The sequence below is a fragment of the Actinomyces sp. oral taxon 175 str. F0384 genome (assembly GCF_000223355.1).
Lineage (GTDB): Bacteria > Actinomycetota > Actinomycetes > Actinomycetales > Actinomycetaceae > Actinomyces > Actinomyces oris.
This window is the reverse complement of the sequence record NZ_AFUR01000002.1, coordinates 61299-82655: the sequence shown is the minus strand read 5'-3', so window position 1 is coordinate 82655 and position 21357 is coordinate 61299. Positions and strand designations below refer to the sequence as shown.

Below are 21357 nucleotides of genomic sequence, written 5' to 3'. Positions count from 1 at the left end.
GCCACCCGCACCCCAACACAGGTCGCCAACGTCATGACCTCATACATCTAGGCAACGACCACTCACCACAGGATCGTCACACCGGACAGTTCCTCGAAGGCCGGATCGCGCGTCACCAACGCAAGCGACTCGTACATCGCTTGCGCCGCCAGCATCCGATCAAAGGGATCGCGATGCGACCACTCAAGCTGCCCGCTCAAGCGCGCGTGCGACCACTCGATGGGCAAGAACTCCGCTCCGAGCCGTCGCACGTGCCCCTCGAGAGCATCCAGCCACGGCCCCGCTCCAGGCAGTTTCCCAATGCGGTTCTTGGTATGCAGCTCCCATGCACTGGCGGCGGAGACCACCACGAGATTCCCTCGGTCTCGCAGCACCTCGACAGCCCTCCCGCCCAGACGCGAGGGCTCATTGATCGCCCACATGAGCGCGTGCGTATCGAGTAGGTAGCCCTTCATGCACCCTCCCAGGCACTCAGCTCCTCCTCCGGCAGCTCGTCGAAGAACGTGTCCGGCAGCTGGTATCCGCCGAAGCCCAGCTCCCGCTCGCCCTCGACTGGAACCAAGCGCGCCACTGTCTGACGCCCTCGGGCGATGTTGATGGTCGTCCCCTGCTCGACCTCCACCAACAGCGCCGACAAATGCGTCTTCGCCTCCTGAACCTTCACCGTCTTCATGCATTGATGGTCCCAGGAGAAAGCGACCTGGTCAACCAGGTTGGTCAGGTTGCGCCGCCGCCCACCCTCATGGTCGGGGACATTCCCCTCCGGCCAGAGACCAGTCACGCGTTGGGGGACAGGAATCCTGTCCCCCAACGCGCAGGATGTCCCCGTCAGTACGCGGGCGTGCTGACGGGGAATGACTGCTTTAGATGCCGTGGCCAGCTCAGTTCTGGCGGGGGTTCTTTCCGTTGGTGGTCAGGGTCTGGACCTCGGCGACGGGGAGGTTGACGGTACTGGTGGTGGTGATGGCCGGCAGGGTGCCGCTACTCCCATCACTACCGGAGTAGGAGGCCGAGTAGGCGACCTTGATCGTCAACGGCGTGGCACCACCCAGGTGGGCCGAGCTGCGGTTGAAGGAGATCGTGCAGGGACTCGACCCCTCAGGCATGCCGGAGTGCCAGGCGATACCGAAGCCGGTGCAGGAGGCCTTCCCATCGGGGGCCGACAGCTGCAGACCAGAAGACCCAGCAGTGACAGTCACAGAGGTACTCCCCGCCGTCGCGGTCGCCTTGACACTCGTTGGAGTCTCACCAGTAGCCCACACCCAGGTATCCATCCCCACCAGCGTCGCACCCTGGGAGCCGACCTTCGGATTCGTCTGAACCGTCGGAGCAGGAATCTTCACCACCTTCCACGCGGCCCGGGCGAGTCGACCTGCCGAGATACGAGGAGCCGGTGGGCCGGCGCCGGGCTCGACCCAGATGAACTCGTCAGGATTACTCGCGTAGAACTCACGGATCTCCTGGGCGTGCTCGGCCTTCTCCTCCTGGGAGACAGAGGAGCCGCCAAGAGAGGGGGCCAGGTACAACATCTTGCACGAGCGCACGTACCAACTCCCCCCCGCTGTCGTTCTTGTGCTTCTCATAGTCCGGAAGACCCCGACCGGTATAGGGAGTCATTGCTAAGTCTCCGGTGAAGCCGTGGGCATTGGCCCCACCCTTAGCCGCAAGCTCGGCCGGGCTCATGAAGTGAACATACTTGCAGACAGGGTCCACCGTCACCGCCTCCGAGGACGAGGTCGTGACACCCCCACCATCACCTCCCGACCCCGCAGTCACATACTCCACGCTCACAGACGCAGTGATCTCACCACCACCATCACCCGACGCCGACGCACCCCCTCCGACAGTAGCTTCATCAGCCCTTACACCAGGAACACACAGAACGCCGAAAAGCATTCCCAGACCAACAAGCAGTACAGGTAACTTCACTCGAGTCAATCGCATTGTTTCACCGACCTCGCCTACTCAACGGAACACTCTCCATCCTGTCCGCGCTGCCCCTCAGTGGCCAGCCAGGTCTTACCGTCAGGATTGGTCATCCTGGTACTTGACGGCACTTGAATTTTATGCTCAGGCTTAGTCACGTCATTTCCATTGCTGTCGATCATCTTCATTTGTTTCTGATCGACACACATTGTCACTTGTGCTACAGTCTTGTTGTCATACACGACAACTTCAGATATAGACACTCTTACTGGCGGTTGGGCATGCTGACCCTCCCCCGCCATTTTAGATGCATTATTGATGACACGTTGCAACGTCAGCCCTGTAGCAACTTTGTCGATTCCTGTTGTGTCTTTTCCTCCGCCGAACCAGATTCGCCAGGTTACTTTGTCGTAGGCGATGAAGTCCTGAAGGACCTTGGTCTGGGTGGCGTCCAGGTCTTTGGGGATGGAGACCACGGTGTAGCCCAGGTCGGGGTCGGACAGGGACTCAGCAGTCACCGCACCGGCACTGGCACTGGCAGCGCCGCTCGCACCAGCCGACGCCCCACCCGAGGCAGACGCAGGCGCCGTCGAACCATTGCTGGCGCCCGCAGTGTTGAGGGGCGGGATCGTGCCTCCGCCTTTCGGGCTACTTGACGAGCAGCCAGCCAGGGCCAGCGAGGCAGCCAGCGCGCCGACTCCCAGCGCGCTGGCTATACGACAGCGACCAGACAGGCGAGCAAGGGAACGAGCCATGAGGGAACACCTCCAGGATCGGGCCGAGCACAATCTCCCGGCACAGCAGCAACCCCATGACTCTACCCGCCACATCACAACAACGTCACGGACTACGGCGCCTCCGGCAGCCTCCACCAGCACGAGCAGACTCACCCGATCACGTCGCTGCAAGATTCCGCAGCGACGCCCCGCAGCGGTGCGAGCACAGAGCTCACACGCCCGAGAGTGCACCACAGTATGGCCCCCACGTCACTGGGTAGGCCTGTCACCCTCACCCGCAGATCCAGGCAGTCCGGGTTAGTGGGCTGCCGCTCCTACAGCTGGGCCGACGGTGTCCAGAGGTCGTCCAGGTACATGACAGCGCGCCGCCCCTGCGGTGGGGCGGCGGGCGGATAGTCGGAGGGAGACTGGGTTCAGCTCGCGGCGGCCATGTCGATGGTCAGGCGCAGGTTCAGTGCGTGGGCGATACGCCAGAGAGTCGAGACGGAAGGAACCCGCCCACCGTTCTCGACGGCGGAGATGACTGACTGCTGGGTTCCCATGCGCCTAGCCAACTCGGCCTGGGTCAGCCCTGCACGTGTACGTGCGGCGTAGACGAGCTCAGCGAGCTGCAAGCGGGCCTCTTCCTCAGCCTCAGCGACATCGAATCGGGCACGCTCATCCGGGGTCATAGCAGCCAGAGCCTCGGCCTCAGCCTGCCGGAACGGTGTGGTCCTCATGATTACTTCCTCCTCTTTCGGACGTCCTTGGTCGCTGCCTGAGCGAATTGATAGGCCGCCTGGGCCCGCCGGGCTCGCAGGATCTCCCGCCGCTCGCTCTGGCGCTGCTTGCGGAAGGTGGTCAGCGTGATGGCCTTCCGTTCGGGTTCGAGAACGTACGTGATCCGTCTCGCCACCCCCTCGCAGGTGAACCGCAGTTCGCGCAGGCCTCCGCCCAGCTGTTTCGACAACGGCATTCCGAGCATGTACCCGGCATCCTCCAGCCGAGCCAGCACGCGACGGGTCGCCGCCTTCCCCTCGGGGGTCAGGCCCTGATACCAGGTCAGAACCTCGTCGGAGAATTCAACCGTCCATCGCACAGACCCAGTATGTCATTCACGTGATATCGCGACAAGACGATACTCTCGTTCTTACTGTGCCTGTGGCACGGTCAAGTCGTTTGTCCCACCTCAGTTTTGGCGGGGGTTGGTGTGGTTGGTGGTCAAGGTCTGGACCTCGGCGACGGGGAGGTTGACGGTACTGGTGGTGGTGATGGCCGGCAGGGTACCGCTACTCCCATCACTACCGGAGTAGGAGGCCGAGTAGGCGACCTTGATCGTCAGCGGCGTGCTGCCACCCAGGTGAGCGCTGGACCGGTTGAAGGAAATGGTGCAGGGGCTGGAGCCCTCAGGCATGCCGGAGTGCCAGGCGATACCGAAGCCGGTGCAGGACGCCTTCCCATCGGGGGCCGACAGCTGCAGACCAGAAGACCCAGCAGTGACAGTCACCGACGTCGCCCCGGCCGTCGCGGTCGCCTTGACACTCGTTGGAGTCTCACCAGTAGCCCACACCCAGGTATCCATCCCCACCAGCGTCGCACCCTGGGAACCAACCTTCGGATTCGTCTGAACCGTCGGAGCAGGAATCTTCACCACTTTCCATGCGGCCCGGGCGAGTCGACCTGCCGAGATACGAGGAGCCGGCGGGCTCGCACCGGGATCAACCCAGATGATCTCATCAGGATTATTCGCGTAGAACTCACTGATCTCCCGGGCATCCTCAGCCCTCTCCTCCTCAGACACACGAGAACCACCAAGAGCAGGGGCCAGGTACAACATCTTGCAAGACCACACGTACCAGCTCCCCCCACTGTCGTTCTTGTGCTCCTCATAACCGGGATATAGTTTACTCATGTCACTATCGCTTGGCTCTTGCTTATTGGACCCCTTCATCATTCCTTTCAATTCCGCGGGACTCACGAAAGGAACGTAACGACAGATGGGATTTACAGAAACCGACTCAGATGACGAGGACGTAACACCTCCACCATCACCACCCGACCCCGCAGTCACATACTCCACGGTCACAGACGCAGTGATTTCACCACCACCATCACCCGACGCCGAGACATCCCCACCAGCAGTAGTAGTCTCTTTTGCTTCGGCACCAACGGGCTGCAGGACGCCAGCAGCAATACCCAATGCGGCGAACGTGACGAGCAAATTCCTTCTTAATGCTCGCGTCTTCCCCATCTCGCCCACCTCCTAATCGACTGAGCACTCCCCGTCCTGCCCCTGCTGCTCTTCAGTGGCTAGCCAGCCGTTATTGCCGGGATGCACCATCCTTGTCGCTAACGGCACCTGGCCTCTGTCTGCTTGAGTTGTCACATCATTACCCTTATCATCAAGCATTGACATTTTTCTTTGATCAACGCATATCGTCACCTGCGCCGACACCCCACCGCCATCCACATAAACATCTGACACGGAGACTCGCACGGGTGGCTGCGCGCGCCGACCATCGGCCTTCATCTTGGCCGCATTGTTGATAACGTGCTGCAACGTTGACCCAGTGGCAACTTTGTCGATTCCTGTTGTGTCTTTTCCTCCGCCGAACCAGATTCGCCAGGTGGCCTTGTCGTAGGCGATGAAGTCCTGAAGGACCTTGGTCTGGGTGGCGTCCAGGCCGTCGGGGATGGACACCACGGTGTAGCCCAGCTCGGGGTCGGACAGGGACTCAGCAGTCACCGCACCGGTGCTGGCAGCACCGCTCGCACCAGCCGACGCAGCAGACGTCGCCGCCGGTGACGCCGTCGAACTACCACTGGTTCCCCCAGTGTTGAGAGGCGGGATCGTGCCTCCGCTTCTCGGGCTGCTCGACGAGCAACCAGCCAGAGCGAGTGAGCCTGCGAGCAGGCCCACTCCCAGGACGCTGGCAACACGACAGCGACCGGACAGGCCGACAAGGGAACGAGCCATGAGGGAACACCTCCACGATCGGGCCGAGCACTGTCTCCCGGCGCAGCAGGAACTCCTTGACTCTACCCGCCAGATCACAACAATGTCACAGCTCCGGGAGAAGTCGCGGCATCATCTATGGCACCCCTAAAGCGAAGGTGGTGCATCGGCAGTCAGTACAAGTCCTCGTCCGAAACGACGCCAGCGAAGACCTTTTGTCGCCGTTGAGGAATGTCCCCGCCAGTGCGTGGGTGCACTGACGGGGACTGGCTGCTTTCGATGCCGTTGCCGGTTCAGTTCTGGCGGGGGTTCTTTCCGTTGGTGGTCAGGGTCTGGACCTCGGCGACGGGGAGGTTGACGGTGCTGGTGGTGGTGATGGCGGGCAGGGTGCCGGTGTTGCCGTCGGTGGCGGTGTAGGAGGCTGAGTAGGCGACCTTGATGGTCAGTGGTGTGGTACCACCCAGGTGGGCTGAGCTGCGGTTGAAGGAAATGGTGCAGGGGCTGGATCCCTCGGGCATGCCGGAGTGCCAGGCGATACCGAAGCCGGTGCAGGAGGCCTTCCCATCGGGTGCTGACAGCTGCAGACCAGACGACCCGGCGGTGATGGTGGCGGTGGTGCTGCCGGCGGTGGCCTTGGCGGTCACGCTGGTCGGCGTGTTGCCGGTGGCCCACACCCAGGTGTCCATCCCCACCAGGGTCGCCCCCTGGGGGCCGACCTTCGGGTTGGTCTCCACCGTCGGGGCGGGGATCTTCACAGCCTCCCAGGCGACCTTCGCCAGGCGGGTCCCCGAGATATACGGCCTGGGGGCCTGCTGACCGGCCGGGACCCAGATGTTCTGATCAGGGTTGGCCTCATAGAAGGCCTTACGCTCTTTCTCGAGGTCCTCCTTGAAGGTCGGGTTGGTCCCAGGACTCAACCGAGACGCGTCACAGTAGCGCCCGTACCAGCGGCCCTGGGTGTCGTCCTTGTGGGACTCATAGTCAGGGTAGTTCTTGTCGATCCGCTGTGTGGCCTCGTCATGATCCTTTTGAACCCTTTTCTTATATTGCCCGGGAGCCTTCTTCACGTCGGAGTCGAGCTGCTCCTTCACCCTCCCAATACCTTGGGCGGCCTCAGCTCCCGTGTCGCCGGGCTTGTAGAAGCACACCGGCGCCACAGTCACCTCCGTGCTGGACGACGACGAGGACGTCACCCCACCACCGTCACCCCCACCAGAACCGGCCGTCGTCACACTCGACTCCACCGAGATAGTCACCACACCACCACCATCCGCAGTCCCCTCAGCAGAACCAGACACATCAGAAGAGGCATTATTATTCCCGCTTGTAAATGCACTCGGGCTAGGTGCACTGAAAGCCACGAGAAGCAAGCCAACAAACGTGACTCCCATAGATTTTCTGCGCAACATACGAACCCTCTTCGTCACTTCCCAGTTTCGGCGGTGCACTCATTCATGGACAACACCGTCTCGCTTTGCGTAATCCACACGCCATCATCGCGTGGAACCATGCGCACCAATAACGCCACCCGATTCTGCGTCGACTTCTGGGTTACGTCATTTCCTTGGAAGTCTGTAGCCTTCATCTGCGTCCGATCGGAACATACTGTTACGTCAGCGCTCTTCGCGTCCTCCGAGAGATCAATGCCTCCGACGCCAATAATCACGGGAGGGACATCATAGGCAGTCATTATTTCGTAGCTTTTCTGAATGTCTTCATGGGTTGATCCGGTTGACCGGTTCAGGGCTTCGCCCAGTCCTTCCCGTGTGAACCAGACTCGCCAGGTGGCTTTGTCGTAGGCGATGTAGTCCTGGAGGACCTTGGTCTTGGTGGCGTCGAGGCCTTGGGGGATGGACACGACGGTGTAGCCCAGGTCGGGATCGGACAGGGACTCAGCACTCACCGCACCAGCATTGGCCGCACCACTTGCACCAGTTGACGCCCCGCCCGAGGCAGACGCAGGCGCCGTCGAACCGCTGCTGGCGCCCGCGGTGTTGAGGGGTGGGATCGTGCCTCCGCCTTTCGGGCTGCTCGATGAGCACCCCGCCAGCGCCAGCGAGGCAGCCAGCGCGCCAGCACCCAGTGCGCTTGCGACACGGCAGCGACCAGACAAACGAGCAAGCGAACGAGTCATGAGGGAGCACCTCCACGATCGGGCCGCGCACTGTCTCCCGGCGCAGCAGCAACCCCATGACTCTACCCGCAAGATCACAGCCAAGTCACGGCAGCCCGACGAAGGCCACACCGGCAACATACATGTGACAGCCCCAACCAGCGCAAGCACACCGCCTGCGCCAACCGGAGACAGACGGTCGCGGGCAGATACTACCGTCATCGCTATAGAGACGTCATCCAGCAGCCTAACGGCATTCCGGTTACAAGGCCGAGGGCGCAAGTCGCTTGTATGGATCTTGGGTTGCGCAATTGGCATCCCGTGCGCTTCATACGCGCTAGTGCGGTCGCCTCACGGCACCACAATCTGCGGTAGTCAAAACCTCTTTCCGAATCAACAAGCATCGCCAGACAGCCAGGCTGGTCGTCTCCCTCCCCAAAACACCATCCATCCCTGGCTGTGGATGAAAATGCGTCCTGATCGCAGTCCGTCATGGCCGGCAATACACGAGCACCGATAACAAATTATGAGATATCGGCCGCTCCGTCTGCCGAGGGAGAGGGAGTCTTTAGGAACTGAGGTCGATATTCTTCCATAGTCTTCCCCAATCCTGGAATAGGCGATGAACCACAAAGCCAAGGAAGAGTGGACTGAGTTAAATTGACTAAGTTAGCCTTCAAGCCCCCTCTCATGGCACTTCCATCACTAACAGTGAGTATGAGCTGCTTGTCGCCGCACGTATACACAGTCGTACCCACGTCCGGCCTACTTCCCGCATCAACCTTAGCTTCGCCCTCCCCATCTGCACCACCAAAAGAGAACGTTGACGTGACATCACCCGGAATAGCGTACGAAGAAGCCCATCCATCATACTCCCCCGAAACATACCTGAACTTGGAAGTGAAGACACCATGCCCGTTCACACTGACGAGACACACTGCATTGGTAATATCAGGCGAGGCTGCCACGACCTCGACACTATCACCGAACATTGCTTTCAAAGAACTGTTAGGAATTCCTGCGCACACGTAGTCCGCCGCCTCCGAGGGCGCTACCGTAGGCACCACGCTCACTGCAGAGGTTTCTTTGACTTTGTGTGTTGTTCCCCCTTCTCTAGCACCGTCACTAAGTCTCGAGCACGATGCGATCAAGACAAGAGATGCTATCGTCATAAACAACACGATAGGCATAGCGACACATCGACCACCTCCGCACAACCTTGCAGAATATGCACTGGAACGTAAATTTACAAGCGCTCCCACTTTGGACTCCCATCTACCACTGGACTGCTAGGTGTTTTTCGGACACTGCTTATTTGGGGTTTCAGGCTGCCTTCGTTAAGTTCAGGAGCTCGCGTTCGACTTCGTTCGGGGTGCGGTATCCCAGGGCTGAGTGAAGGCGTATGTGATTGTATCTCAGCTCGATCCACGAGGCAATATCGTTGATCGCCTTGTCCTTCGTGGGATACACCATTCTATGCACCCTTTCGTTCTTGAGCGTGGCATTGAATGACTCCGCCCAGGCATTGTCCCAGCACACTCCGGTACGCCCCACGGACGGACGGATACCATAGGTCTTCAGTTGGTCCAGGAACTTCTGAGACGTGCACTGACTGCCCCGGTCGGAGTGAAAGACTGTCACACCTTTCTCAACCGGGCAGCGCCTGGCTGCCATGTCGATGGCCTGGCACACCAGTGAGGTGCGCATATGATCGGCCATCGCGTACCCCACGACCTTCTTGGTGCAGCAGTCCAGAACGGTTGCAAGATAGACGAATCCGGCCCATGTGTTGATGTAAGTGATGTCCCCGCACCACTTACGCCCAGGCTCGTCGGCGGTGAAGTCCTGCCCCACCAGGTCGGGGCGCTCATCGAGGTCCTCGGCCGGCACGGTAGTACGGACCTTCGCCCGCGGCTGCGCGGCCTCAAGGCCCAGCGCCCTCATGATGACGCGGATCGTGGCGCCATCCACCCTCACCCCACGCCTCTCCAGATAGGCCTGGATCCTTCGGTACCCGTAAGTGCCCTCACGAGTCCTTAAAAACGTCCTTGATGATGATACTGAGCTCTTTTCTTTTCGCTCTGGTGATGGACTCAGGTCGGTCGCGCCAGGAGTAGTAGACGGAACGTGAGACACCGGCCCAGCGGCACATCGAGGAGGTGGGGTAATGGCCTTCTTCGCGATTGATGAGCTCATAGCGCTCGGTCACGGTCGTTCCTTCGCGAAGAAGGCGGCTGCTTTTTTCAGGAACTCGTTCTCCTGACGCAGCTCCCTGTTTTCCGCTCTCAGCTTCGCGATCTCGGCTGACTCGGAGGCCTTCTTGCGGTCCTGGCCGGTGGCATGATCTTTTCTGTACCTGGCGACCCAGTTATCCACCGTCTGGGCCACAAGATCGTACTAGGCGGCTACCGAGGCTATCGTGCGGTCCTTCTCAATGACCTCACGCACGACCTGGGCCTTGAACTCCTCGGAATATTTCGCTGCTGGCCTGGGATCTATCCTATCGACTCACGGGAAGAAAAACTCCCCCTGTCCGAGAAACACCACGCACTCCACCCCAACACCGCAATACCAACGAAAACTCACGACGAGTCACCGAAAACCCACCAAGGTGTCACGAGTCAGGGCAAAAGACGTCAGCCCAGCAAGAGCTATCCGACAGCATCATGACCTGGTTAATGTCAGTATAGTCGCAGTCCTAATAACCCACGATTTACTTAGTCACCCCCATGGCGGCGTTGAAGTATAGTGAATCGATCCTGCACTTCTACTATACTCCGGAATATCGTCAACCAATTCTTGAAACGTCCGAACAAGACCATCTTTAAAAGCGTCATTGATGACATGTTCTCCGCCACCCAAGTCAAACACAAACATTTCTAAGTAGTGATCATCGGGGTAAATCCATATCATTGTTGCGTAGTCTTTTTTAACCCATCCTTGACTTCCTCCTTTTCCTTCAAAAGACAGCTGCGAGTAACCCGAGTACTCGTCGGTTATCTCCGACAATTTTTTCGCTTTAGTTGGCATATACTCTATCGTCATAGAGTGCCGTACTCCAGCACCGGAGCTGGACCATAAAATACAAGAGTACATTCCCGACTGCGAGGAGTTTTCATATCCATATCTAACAACATTAAGAGACAAGTTGTCCTTCAATGTCCTATTAGAAACAATGCCGCACATTTTATCTTCGGTGAGGGGGGATAGTGTAGTGCGCGAACTAGCGTCATTCTTCCCAAAAGAACAACCAGCTAGTATAACTGCCACAACTAGCGAAGATAGTGATAGCGCCAGCACTTTGCCGACTCTCACTCTGTCTCTGTGCATACATACCCCTTGGACTACTGGATGTTCTTCGGACAGTGCTTGTTTGTGTTTCAGGATGCCTTTGTTAAGTCCAGAAGCTCGCATTCAACCTCGTTCGGGGTGCGATAACCTAGTGCTGAATGAAGGCGGACATGATTGTATATCAACTCGATCCATGAGGCAATATCCTTGATCGCCTTGTCCTTCGTGGGGTACACCATTCGGTGGACTCTCTCATTCTTGAGCGTGGCATTGAATGACTCCGCCCACGCATTGTCCCAGCACATCCCCGTACGCCCCACCGAGGGACGAATCCCATAACCCTTGAGGTGATCCAGGAATCTTTGAGACGTGTACTGACTTCCTTTGTCCGAGTGAAAGATCGTCACACCCTCCTCGACAGGGCATCTCCTGACCGCCATGTCAATGGCCTGGCACACCAGGGACGTGTGCATGTGGTCGGCCAACGCGTAACCCGCGACCTTCTTAGTGCAGCGGTCCAGAACGGTCGCAAGATAGACGAATCCGGTCCATGTCCTGACGTAGGTGATGTCCCCGCACCACTCAAGTCCAGGTTCGCCAGCGGTGAAGTCCCGCCGGAGCAGGTCTGGGCGCTCGTCCAGGTCCTGGGCTGGCACCGTGGTTCGGACTTTTGCCCGTGGCCCGGAGGCCTTCAGCCCCAGGCCCCTCATGATGTCGCGAATCGTGGAACCGTCGGCCCGCACACCACGCCGCTCCAGGACCACCTGGATGCACCGGTACCCGTAGGTGCCATCGGAGTGCTCGAAAACGTCCTTAATCAGGATAGCCAGCTCCTCCCTCCTGACAGCTGCCTGTGACTGGGGTCGGTCGCGCCAGGAGTAGTACCCTGATTTTGACACCCTGGACCACCGGCACATTGAGGAGATGGGATAATGGCCTTCTTCGCGGTTGATCAGCTCGTAGCGGTCGGTCACGGTCGTTCCTTGGCGAAGAAGGCAGCTGCTTTTTTCGCCGAGCTCGTTCTCCTGACGCAGCTCCCTGTTCTCCGCTCTCAGTTTCGCTATCTCGGCCGACTCGGAGGCTTTCTCGCGGTCCTAGTCGGTGGCGTGCGCCTTTTTGTATCTCGCGACCCAGTTACCTACTGTTTGGGCAACAAGGTCGTATGAGGCGGCCACTGACGCTATCGTGCGTTCCTTCTCGACGACTTCACGCACGGCCTGCTCCTTGAACTCCTCCGAGTATTTCACTGCTGACATGGTCTCCATCCTATCGACTCAAGGGAAGAAAAACTCCCCCAGTCCGAGAAACACCACGCACCCCAAGCTGTCACGAGTCAGGTTCGACGGTGCACCGGGCCACGTGACCGGCACCGTGACGCTCGGCGCTCTCAGGGCGGTTGAGTATCACGTGCATCTTGCGGGTCCCCAGCACCGAGTAGCTGGTTCTTGTGGACCTTGGATATCTCCGCCTTGAGGGTCTCGTCGCGCAGGCTCCTGGCGCTAGGAGGCCGGCTACGGCGGGCGTGAGTCAAGTGCTCGGGGCGATCTTGACTCCGGCGCCAGTGAGCACCTTGCAGACCGGCCAGGCCCCAAGCTCCTCCTTATTGGTCTCGATGTACTGGCAGATCAACGGGATGGGCGCTCACACTCCGCCGCGATAGACAAGCTGACGCGCTCTTTGGGATCGCGTTGGCTCTTCGCAGCTCTCGGACCTCTTTCTCAAGCTCCTTGATCCGCTGCGCCTGGTCAGTGGTGGTGCCGGGCCGGGTGCCCTGGTCGACCTGGGCCTTCTTGACCCAGGTGCGCAGAGCCTCGGGGTGGACACCCAGCTCCTCGCCGATCCTGCGGATCGCGCCCTTGGCCCGCGCCGGGTCAGCCAACGCGTCCAACGCCATCCTCGTGGCTCGCTCGCGCAGCTCATCGGGGTACTTCTTCTGTCCCATGACAGTGATCATTCCGTGTCGTCACTGCCTCCATCAAACCCGGGACGATTCACTTGGCTGTGAGGTAGCTGGCCCACCGCGGTTAGTCCCAAAACCTCCAGGCCCAGCAAGGTCGTCAGGTGGGGCAGGTGGAGGTAGCCTCAGGCACGTCGAGACCTCTCAGCTGAGTTGCGTAGCAATTCCCTTCATCGGGAGACCTCGACCCCCACCCACCGCAACGACGCACCCACCGCCTACGCACCTCAATAGGCCCCGCCTACTACACCCTCAAACACGAAAAGACGGCAAAGAACACCATCAGCAACCGCCAGAGAGCCAGACTCACCCAAACCCACCAGGCACCCAAGATCTTCATCCAGACAAACAAGCCTCTACCGAACCACAAAATAACCCCATTTAAAATCTATGCCGCCGATTGAGGCGCATTCGAAACGGCCGTAGAGGCGCCGTCGTTAGGCCGGGAGTGACTTAACGTCGTCCCAATACCTGGGATCGCTTCACCCTTACAAGCCCAGGGAGTCATCGAAAGAGAAATATTCTTGACATTTTCCTTGAGGTCCCCCTTAAGTGGCGCGCGGTTGGAGTAGATTCGCACGAACACAAACGCATCGCCACAAATAATCAGGCTACTTGCTCCAACCCCTTCGGGCATCGTGCGATAATCTCCTGAAGCTCCCTCAATTTCCGGTACTGAATACTTTTCTGAACCTGGACCTCGATAGTCATGACTGTGATCCGAGTAAGGCGTCACCCTTCCAGACTCGGAGTAGAACACGGTAGAACCATGACTCTCCCCCCAACACTCCAAATGCTCAATAGAACCAGAGGGGTCTCTAATTTCGCTTCCGTTTAACTTCACGTCTTCAAACATTGCCTCCACCGAGGTGTCGGATACTCCCGGACAAGTGAAACTTCCTCTCGAAGGGTCGACACTTCTGGCGACCGTTCCGACAGTATTAGAGTCATGGCTATTTTTCCCCTTCTCCAACGAGCGGCCACATGCAGTCAATCCGAGAGAAACGATTAGCCAGAGCCAGACAAATCGCCTAAAAGGAAACACCATTGCCCCACATCCATTCAAGATAACTCAAATCATCCCACTTAACGCAGTCTGTCACCCTAAAACCTATTTCCTTTTCTGCCCGTGGGCAGTTTCGTACCCTTGGCCGTACGACTGTTTTGTATTCTGACCAAAGCCAGCCATCCCGGGATGGTTACCGACAGGAAGAGTGTCCCCCAAATGAGTGAGAGCATTTTTTTGATCGTCGGACAAGGTCGGGTTATCGGGGTTCACTTTGTTTGCATCAACCAAGAGATTGCCCTCGTCATCAATGACGGTCGAAATGTCCACACCTTTTATTGTGAGCCTTGATTTCCGCCAACTCCTGCTGGGAATAGACCCCAGAATTCAATAACGTAAGAACCTCTGCTTCAGTGTTAGCCCTTGATCCCGCAGTTTTAATTTTTTCATTCTCTTCTTTCTTCTTGTCTTCCTTACCCACAAACAAAGATTTAACTCCACTCTCAGCGCCATCAGAAGCAACGCTTTTGCCAGCATTGAGGGCAAATTTATTGCCAACGCTAAGGGCGACTCCAGCGCCTTTGGTTTGAGGCAAGGGAATGGCATTTGCTGCAGTCGATACTGCATTCGCCCATGCGCCTACCCTCTCGTCAGATGCAGCACCGTCGATTTCACTCTGCCGCGCAATAGCTCCGGCCGCGAAACCACGCAAATTGCTTTGATCCTTGAGAACGGAAGTAATGTCTGCTTCATCGTTGCCTCGCGCACCCTCAACCTGTTGTTTATTGAATGCTTCCTGGGCTCCGGCAAATCGCGTAATTGCATGATTATCCATTCCAACTTGACCTAAAATATTAGTCAGGGCTTTCTGGTCTATGACAGGTTGTCTCGGCATTCCTTGCGCCCAATCGCCTCCAGCAACTGGAAGGGTCCAGCCGGATTGACCATCCGGCTTGGCCGACTGCTGCGCACCATACACGTAGTTCGATAGAGTGATGGAAGCAGAATTTCTTGCCGCCGTAGACAATTTAATTTTGTCTCCTCCCGCGCCAATAGTATTCAAAGCTCCGGAAGCAATAGCCGCTTGCGCCATTCCGCCACCAGGATCTTTGACGCCTCGAATAGACTCTTGAGCAGATAACATCATCCAGTCATCTTTCCATTGGGTGCTATTGCTGTATTTATTCTCGTCTAGACTTGCTCGGCCGATCAACTTCTTTGTTCGTTCTGCAGTTGCTCGATCATCTAAGGTGCCGTCAGCCCTTTTTACCGTCAACCAGCTTGTTGCCACATCGGGATTCCCTGTCATAGCGTGAACGACCCCTGATAGGGAGTTAGAACGGTCCCCATAAGTGACTCGAGAGTCGCTGCCTCCTTTTGATTTGTAATTTTCAAGCCTGTTGGCAAGCGTTAGCAAAAATGCGTCATTATAATCCAGTCCAACGGTTTCGTTGTTGCGATCACCATCGATATCTACGCCCCTTGAAGCAGAGAGAATCTCGTTGAGGGACCCCAACCTTTGACCTTTGTTTTTTTCTTCCGCATATTGAACTAGAGAGTTTGCATAATTAGATGCCTCTTCATCTGTCCAACTTTGCGAACGCGCCGCAAGAAGGTGACCAAGCACGTTGGCGAGGTCTTTCTCAGCATTGGGACGTAGATTCTTAGTACTTCTAGCGGGACCGGAGCCCGTCGTTTTGATGAAGTTGTCCCCAATATCGATAGGGAGGTCGAGTAGGCGACCCGGGCCTATCTCGTCAAACACAGCGGCCGCATACGACGGATCACTTTGGTAACGCTCCATCCTCGCCAAAAGTGCATCATACTGTTCTGGGGTACATCCCTCTTCGGAATACTTCACAAGCGTTTGCGAGTCCAGTACACCCTGGCTCCATGCATCAAACCCTGAGATACCCTTTTTGTCAACGGACTCGGGTACATCAATTGAGATAGTCCCTGCGGAATCGTCCCGTTTGCCGATTCCACTTTCGTTAATCTGAATGATGCGATTCATGCGGTCGGTAATCCAGCGGGCTCTATCTTCAACCCTTTTTAACTCGGGGGCCACATCGTAATAGAAAGTATCCGCATCCCGGGAAGGGTTTCCGTACTCATCGCTCTTGACGTCGATATCGTCTCTTGAGAGATCACAGTCAATGACAATCTGCTTGATTTTTTTATTTGATCATTTAGTTTTTTCTTGTTCAATTTTATTGTCACTTTTTTCTCTGCCATAATAATACTTCCTTATCTAAGCTAACAACTTGTATCTATTTAACTTAGGGCACTGCTTCTGTTCGGTCCACTGAAACTATTTTGTGTCACCTTCTGCAGCCGATGCTTGACTGTTTAATGCGTCGTATAGTGCGATGAATTTGTTTTTTAGAGCGCCGATATTCTGTCTTGCCGCTTCAGCCTGTTCCTCGGCCATATGCCCCGTCCACGTCTCTTTGTCACATATCGCTTTCGCAATGTCTTGCTCTGGAGAGAGGGTGTGACCTCCGTCAGTGAACTTCAGGTCTTTGTTTTCTGCTGCGACGTAATCGCGCATTTTTTTTAACTTCTCATGCTTTTCCATCTATATCTCCAATTTTGAAACACAATCTGCCAGAGAGAGTCACTTTTATTAAAGGTGCGATTTCTGCCTTTCTGCACTTCACGGTATTCGAAAAGCAGAACGTCTCACTCCTTTCTAAAGCGGAGATTTCAAGTCTCTTTATCTGTCACCAATCTTTCGGCACCTGCACCCACGTCCAGCCGGTGGTGCTGATCTGGACAGCTCTGCCTTTGGGGACGGGTCCTCCGATGGATCTCGGAAGCCTCGCTGAGAAGTGGGAGCCGTCGTCGGATCCTCGCGGAGCGAGGATGAGTCCGGTTCTTGTCTTCCTGGCGGTGGCGACAACGCCGCGGTACATACCTCCAACCTCGTCGATGCCGCAGGCCACGAGGACGCCCCCGTGGTGGTCGCGGCAGGTCTTGATGTGTTCCTCAATCCTCGGATTGATGTTGTGGTCGTTTGTCAGTGTATCGAAATCATCCACCACAATGACGGTGTTCTCCGGATCCTCCTCCAACAGCTCACTCAAATCACTTGGCCCCGCATCCATGCCCAGGACCCCCAGCACGCTCGGGTTGTTGGCGAGCTCCATGAGCGGGGACTTGCGCGGCAGCACCAGCACGATCTTCTGCCCGTTCTCCAGCAGCCGGTTAGTGGCGAAGTGCAGCGCCGTCGACCGCCCCGAACGCCTCGGACCCGTCACGAGGAAGGCGTTACCGATGTCCTCCAAGGACACCGGCAACAGGCGCAGATCATCGCCGCCCACGGCGAAGGCGATCTCATTCGGCTCCAGAGCGGGCTCGAGCTTGAGCGCCTCCTCAGCCGAGATCGCCACAGGCAACTCATCCACGTGCCCCGGACGCTGGGCGCGATCAATGACGCCCCACCTTGTGTTGGCCTGCTCGGCCGCCTGGTGAACCGCCGCCACCTGCGCCGTTCCCGCAGAGTCATCAGTCAGCATGACCAGCTGGACCTCCCGGGGCCGCTCCCCCGAACGGAAGGCCCGCCCCTGCGGCATGGACAGAGGAACATCCTTAGCGCGCATGGCGATCAGGTCGAAGTCGTCCGGGCTCGGCATGCGCAGGACCAGGCGGTCCTCCAGCATCATCCCGAACCGCCCCCGGAACACGGTCCGGTCCCCGGCGATCACCACACGCAACCCCACCGCCGGGCCCTCACGCATGAGCGTCTCCACCATCCCGGGGATCGCTCCGGCGTCGGTGTTCTCAAAGGTCGCCATGAAGTTGTCCCACCGGTCAATGAGCAGGACCAGGTACGGCAACCGCTCAGACGGTGGGGTGGCGGCCCGCTGCTCGGCCACGGAAGCGTAGCCATGCGTGGCCAAGTACTGCTGACGGTAGGCCACCTGCCCACCCAGCAGCGCCAGCATGCGACGGATCCGGTCCGCCTGGTCACGCGTGACCACCGCCCCGAAGTTCGGCAGGTTCACACACGGGGCCAGGGCCCCATTACCCGCGTCAATGCCGTAGACGTGCACCTCAGCGGCCGACGCCGTCTGCGCCAGGGCCACCGCGATCCCCCGCAGCACGCTGGAACGCCCCGAACGCGGGGCACCGGCGATCCCCAGGTGACCGGCGCGCGTATAGTCCCACGTCATGGGCCGCTGATCCTGCTCGCCGGGCAGGTCCTCCAAGCCCAGCGGCAGCGCCGGCAGGAAGCCGGCCGCCCGCGGATCAGGCCCACCCAGACCGCCCGCACCCCCGGTGGCCTGGGCCGCCTCCATGCGCTCCTGAACCTGCGCCAGGGTGATGAGCTCCGGCAGCGGCGGCAGCCACGGGCTGTGCGGGTCCGGCCGGCCCGTCGCCGTGTGCGCCGCCCCCATTGCGGAGACCAGGGTGGCCAGGTCGGTGGGGATCGTCGCGTCCTCCTCCATGTCCGGCGGTTTCATCTCCGGGCGGGAGAGCTCATCCAGGGTCAGTGTCGCCGCCCGCACCGCCGCCTGCGGCATCGCCCCGCGGGGCCGTCCCCCCACCCGGGAGGACTGGAACTGGCGCAGGCTCGCATGCCCCAGCCGCGCATAGGCGCGCCCCGGGATCGAGGGCGGGATGTAGGCCGAGTTGGAGGCCTCGATGACGTCCTGGGAGTCGTTCTCATCGGTGACGCGCAGGGCGATGCGCAGGTTCGTGTTCGACTTGATCTCAGCCGAGACCACGCCCGCGGGCCGCTGGGTCGCCAGCACCAGGTGCACCCCGAGCGAGCGCCCACGCCGGGCGATGTCCACCAGCCCCGTCACGAAGTCCGGCAGCTCGGACACCAGGGCCGCGAACTCGTCAATAATGATCATGAGCCGCGGCATCGGCTCATCGCCGGGCTGCATAGCGGCCACGTAGTCCTCGATATCCTTCGCGTCCGCCCCCGCCAGCTGGTGCTCGCGGCGGCGCAGCTCGGCCCCCAGGGACTCCAGAGCGCGGGAGGTGAGGTGCCCGTCCAAGTCCGTCACCATACCCACCGTGTGCGGCAGGCGCGCACAGTCCTTGAAGGCCGCGCCACCCTTGTAGTCCACCAGCACGAAGGTCATCGAATCCGGCGTGTTGCCCACGCACAGGGAGGCGATGAGCGTCTGCAGCAGCTCGGACTTACCCGAACCAGTGGTCCCGGCCACCAGGGCGTGCGGCCCGTCAGCGCGTACATCCAGCCAGAAGTGCCCCTCGGCGTCCTCACCGACGACCGCCTTCGTCGTCCGGCTGCACCGATCCCAGGCCGCCAGCACCGCCTCCGCATTCGGATCCGGCATCGGCAGGACGTCCAAGAGCCGGGAGGAGGTCGGGATCGTCGAGTCCGCGCCCGAGGCGGAGACGTCGTGGATCGGCGCCAGCGCCCGGGCCACCCGCTCGCACCAGCCGCTCGGGAGCAGGTCCAGGGTCACACGCTCGACCTCGTCCACATCCGTCTGCGACACGCTCGCCGCCCCCACCTCGGCGGTGACCACGGCGCGGCACTCCTCGGGCAGGGCCGTGCGATCCCGGTCGATGCACACCAGGAACACCCCCGCGGCCGGTCCCCGGCGCAGCACGGAGATGAGGCCCGGGCGCAGACGCAGGCCCCGGGCGCCGTCGAGCACCACGAGGATCTGCTCGACCGGCCCCGTGGAGGGCCCCCGCCTCTCCGGGTCCAGCCTGCGCTCCACCAGCTCGGAGATCTCGTTGATGCGCCGGGCGATCGTCTCATCGTCCAGTCCCACGCGCGCCCGAGCGCCCATGCCCTCCAGGTTGCGCAGGTGGGGCAGCCACCTCGTCCAGGCCCAGCGCCCCGCGCGATTCTCGCCACGCGCCGGCTCCACCAGGAGCACCATCTGCAGCTCGGCCGGTGAGTGCAGCACCGCCGCCTGGGCGGCCAGCCAGTCGGCAACGTCGTGACGCCGCGTGCCGCACACGCCCACCACGCCCAGCTCACCCAGCGGCACCCGCACCGGCACGTCCGGTGCCGTCCACCGCAGCGGCTCCTCGTGCTTGGCGCGCTGAGAGTCCTCGATCTCCACGTCACTGGGCAGGTCCGCCACCCCCACCCGCAGATCCAGCCAGTCCGGGTCGGTGGGCCGCCGCTCCCACAGCTGGGCCCGCGGCCCCGTGGCGCGCAGCAGCAGCTCAGCCGCATCCGGATGGTCCCCGCGGCGCACCCCCCGCTCAGCGGTCAGAGCCTTGAAGGCCGCCTCCTCGGTGGCCTCACGCTGCTCCTCGTACTTGCGCAGCTTGTCCCGGAAGTCCTTCTTCTGGTTCGAGCGCCCCTGGATCATGTTGGCGATCATCATGATCGGGGAGAACACCATGAACATGAGCGAGTAGACGCGCCCCGTCATGAAGTACATGCCCGCCCCCATGACCAGCGGGGAGATGAGCATCGCAAAGGGGAACGGCGGTTTGCGCTGCTCGGTCGGCTTCGTCGGCAGCGCGAACTTCGTCTCCCGCACCGGCCGGGCCAGACGCGGCGGCCGGTTGAAGTTCAGGGTCGGGGCGCCCGCCGTCGGCGAGACGACCGCATTGGCCGCCGGCACCGGCCCGATCGACAGGAGCATCTCCCCCACCGTCACCAGCGCGTCCGGGGACCAGGAGGAGGCGCCGGCACCCAGGGGCCGGCGATCCAGCTCGAGGTAGTGGCGCACCCCGTCCGGCTCCAGCGTCTCGCGGCTGGAGAGGATCGCCTCGGAGTCCAGGCCCTTCTTCTTGGCGCGGCGGCGCTTGCGCGCCTCCTTGCGTCGACGGCGCCGGGCCGCCCGACCCTTGGCCTCCTGCTCCTCACCGCGCTCCGGGGCGGCCAGGACGAGGGGACCCGGCAGCGGACGGCGCCTCGGCAGCGGCATCGGCAGCTCGCGCTGGGCGACCTCCGGCACCGGGGTGATCGTCACATGCCCCCCGACGGCGACGGCGAGGTCGGCGATCCGTCCCTCCAAGCCCTCCAGAACCAGGTCACAGCCGGGTCCGCCCAGGGTGTAGCCGCCCAGGCTCAGGCGGTGGACGGCGCCGGCCCCCTGGCCGGCCACCACGCGCAGCTCAATGACGCCCACCGGTTCGACGTCGTCGCGCACCGGCCCGCCCAGGCCCAGGAGCATGCCGTTGCGGACCACGTCGACCAGGTTGTCCGCGGCGGCCAGGCGCCGTGGACCGTCCCACACGCCGATGGGGGGCGCGGCCACCTGCTCGCCGGCGTTGACGACGAGCCGCAGGGCCGCCCCGGGGGCGCTGCCCTCGACGGCGGGCTCCAGGCCCGCCACCATGTCCCCGACCGTGGCGTCCTCGGGCGCCACGACCAGGAGGTCGCGGGCGGCCGCATCGGCCTCACCGGGCCGCAGGACACTGATGAACAGCTGCACGCCTGCG

At 60.3% G+C, this 21357-nt stretch carries 20 protein-coding genes and 2 pseudogenes; all 22 read right to left on the bottom strand.

All coding sequences use genetic code 11. The features are described from left to right. Window positions 1-62 precede the first annotated feature (62 nt). The 22 genes and pseudogenes from HMPREF9058_RS07180 to HMPREF9058_RS07115 all read right to left on the bottom strand — a co-directional run bounded on the left by HMPREF9058_RS07180 (window position 63) and on the right by HMPREF9058_RS07115 (window position 21350). Window positions 63-455, bottom strand: a complete 393-nt coding sequence (locus tag HMPREF9058_RS07180; RefSeq protein ID WP_003788050.1) for a type II toxin-antitoxin system VapC family toxin — start codon at window positions 453-455, stop codon at window positions 63-65. Beyond that, window positions 452-673, bottom strand: a complete 222-nt coding sequence (locus HMPREF9058_RS07175; RefSeq protein WP_009747670.1) for a type II toxin-antitoxin system Phd/YefM family antitoxin — start codon at window positions 671-673, stop codon at window positions 452-454. Before HMPREF9058_RS07175 ends, HMPREF9058_RS07180 begins: the two co-directional genes overlap by 4 nt. A gap of 208 nt (window positions 674-881) precedes the next feature. Further along, window positions 882-1944, bottom strand: a pseudogene (locus tag HMPREF9058_RS13795) (hypothetical protein). A gap of 17 nt (window positions 1945-1961) precedes the next feature. After that, entirely contained in the window at window positions 1962-2681 is a 720-nt protein-coding gene (locus tag HMPREF9058_RS13080) for a hypothetical protein (RefSeq protein WP_009747674.1), read from the bottom strand. Window positions 2682-3076: 395 nt separating this feature from the next. After that, window positions 3077-3382: a helix-turn-helix transcriptional regulator gene (locus HMPREF9058_RS07165; RefSeq protein WP_009747710.1), complete on the bottom strand. Its 306-nt coding sequence runs from the start codon at window positions 3380-3382 to the stop codon at window positions 3077-3079. A gap of 2 nt (window positions 3383-3384) precedes the next feature. Continuing rightward, window positions 3385-3741 (bottom strand): type II toxin-antitoxin system RelE/ParE family toxin, encoded by a 357-nt coding sequence (locus tag HMPREF9058_RS07160; RefSeq protein WP_009406632.1) that lies wholly within the window; start codon window positions 3739-3741, stop codon window positions 3385-3387. A gap of 90 nt (window positions 3742-3831) precedes the next feature. Next, window positions 3832-4443, bottom strand: coding sequence for a hypothetical protein (locus HMPREF9058_RS13430; RefSeq protein ID WP_254654089.1), 612 nt, complete (start codon window positions 4441-4443; stop codon window positions 3832-3834). Between the two features lie 462 nt (window positions 4444-4905). Then, the gene (locus tag HMPREF9058_RS13075) at window positions 4906-5388 is read right to left on the bottom strand and encodes a hypothetical protein (protein WP_254654088.1); all 483 of its coding nucleotides are present in this window, start codon (window positions 5386-5388) and stop codon (window positions 4906-4908) included. A gap of 503 nt (window positions 5389-5891) precedes the next feature. Then, window positions 5892-6830, bottom strand: a complete 939-nt coding sequence (locus tag HMPREF9058_RS07150; protein ID WP_254654087.1) for a hypothetical protein — start codon at window positions 6828-6830, stop codon at window positions 5892-5894. Between the two features lie 191 nt (window positions 6831-7021). Continuing rightward, entirely contained in the window at window positions 7022-7732 is a 711-nt protein-coding gene (locus tag HMPREF9058_RS12800; RefSeq protein ID WP_009406637.1) for a hypothetical protein, read from the bottom strand. Between the two features lie 1302 nt (window positions 7733-9034). Next, window positions 9035-9703 carry an IS3 family transposase gene (locus tag HMPREF9058_RS07140; protein ID WP_254654095.1) on the bottom strand — a complete coding sequence of 223 codons (669 nt, stop codon included), beginning with the start codon at window positions 9701-9703 and terminating at the stop codon, window positions 9035-9037. 34 nt (window positions 9704-9737) lie between these two features. Next, window positions 9738-9920 carry a hypothetical protein gene (locus tag HMPREF9058_RS13790; protein ID WP_009747659.1) on the bottom strand — a complete coding sequence of 61 codons (183 nt, stop codon included), beginning with the start codon at window positions 9918-9920 and terminating at the stop codon, window positions 9738-9740. Next, window positions 9917-10099, bottom strand: a complete 183-nt coding sequence (locus tag HMPREF9058_RS07135; protein ID WP_009406591.1) for a transposase — start codon at window positions 10097-10099, stop codon at window positions 9917-9919. Before HMPREF9058_RS07135 ends, HMPREF9058_RS13790 begins: the two co-directional genes overlap by 4 nt. A 9-nt stretch (window positions 10100-10108) precedes the next feature. After that, entirely contained in the window at window positions 10109-10210 is a 102-nt protein-coding gene (locus tag HMPREF9058_RS14005) for a transposase (protein ID WP_139018989.1), read from the bottom strand. 222 nt (window positions 10211-10432) lie between these two features. Continuing rightward, complete coding sequence (locus HMPREF9058_RS13420; protein WP_009747680.1) at window positions 10433-10741, bottom strand: hypothetical protein; 309 nt, start codon at window positions 10739-10741, stop codon at window positions 10433-10435. A gap of 350 nt (window positions 10742-11091) precedes the next feature. Then, window positions 11092-12075, bottom strand: a pseudogene (locus HMPREF9058_RS07130) (IS3 family transposase); the annotation flags it as partial. A gap of 21 nt (window positions 12076-12096) precedes the next feature. Beyond that, on the bottom strand, window positions 12097-12258 hold the full coding sequence (locus tag HMPREF9058_RS07125; RefSeq protein ID WP_009406641.1) for a transposase: 162 nt from the start codon (window positions 12256-12258) through the stop codon (window positions 12097-12099). Between the two features lie 344 nt (window positions 12259-12602). Continuing rightward, window positions 12603-12944 (bottom strand): transposase, encoded by a 342-nt coding sequence (locus tag HMPREF9058_RS07120; RefSeq protein ID WP_175284702.1) that lies wholly within the window; start codon window positions 12942-12944, stop codon window positions 12603-12605. A 1126-nt stretch (window positions 12945-14070) separates the two neighbouring features. Then, window positions 14071-14295 carry a hypothetical protein gene (locus tag HMPREF9058_RS13415; protein WP_139018982.1) on the bottom strand — a complete coding sequence of 75 codons (225 nt, stop codon included), beginning with the start codon at window positions 14293-14295 and terminating at the stop codon, window positions 14071-14073. After that, window positions 14273-16129, bottom strand: a complete 1857-nt coding sequence (locus HMPREF9058_RS13410; protein WP_368072134.1) for a DUF6571 family protein — start codon at window positions 16127-16129, stop codon at window positions 14273-14275. Before HMPREF9058_RS13410 ends, HMPREF9058_RS13415 begins: the two co-directional genes overlap by 23 nt. Window positions 16130-16276: 147 nt before the next feature. Beyond that, the gene (locus HMPREF9058_RS13405; RefSeq protein ID WP_009406616.1) at window positions 16277-16543 is read right to left on the bottom strand and encodes a hypothetical protein; all 267 of its coding nucleotides are present in this window, start codon (window positions 16541-16543) and stop codon (window positions 16277-16279) included. Window positions 16544-16688: 145 nt separating this feature from the next. Continuing rightward, window positions 16689-21350: an FtsK/SpoIIIE domain-containing protein gene (locus tag HMPREF9058_RS07115; RefSeq protein ID WP_009406657.1), complete on the bottom strand. Its 4662-nt coding sequence runs from the start codon at window positions 21348-21350 to the stop codon at window positions 16689-16691. Window positions 21351-21357: the final 7 nt, after the last annotated feature.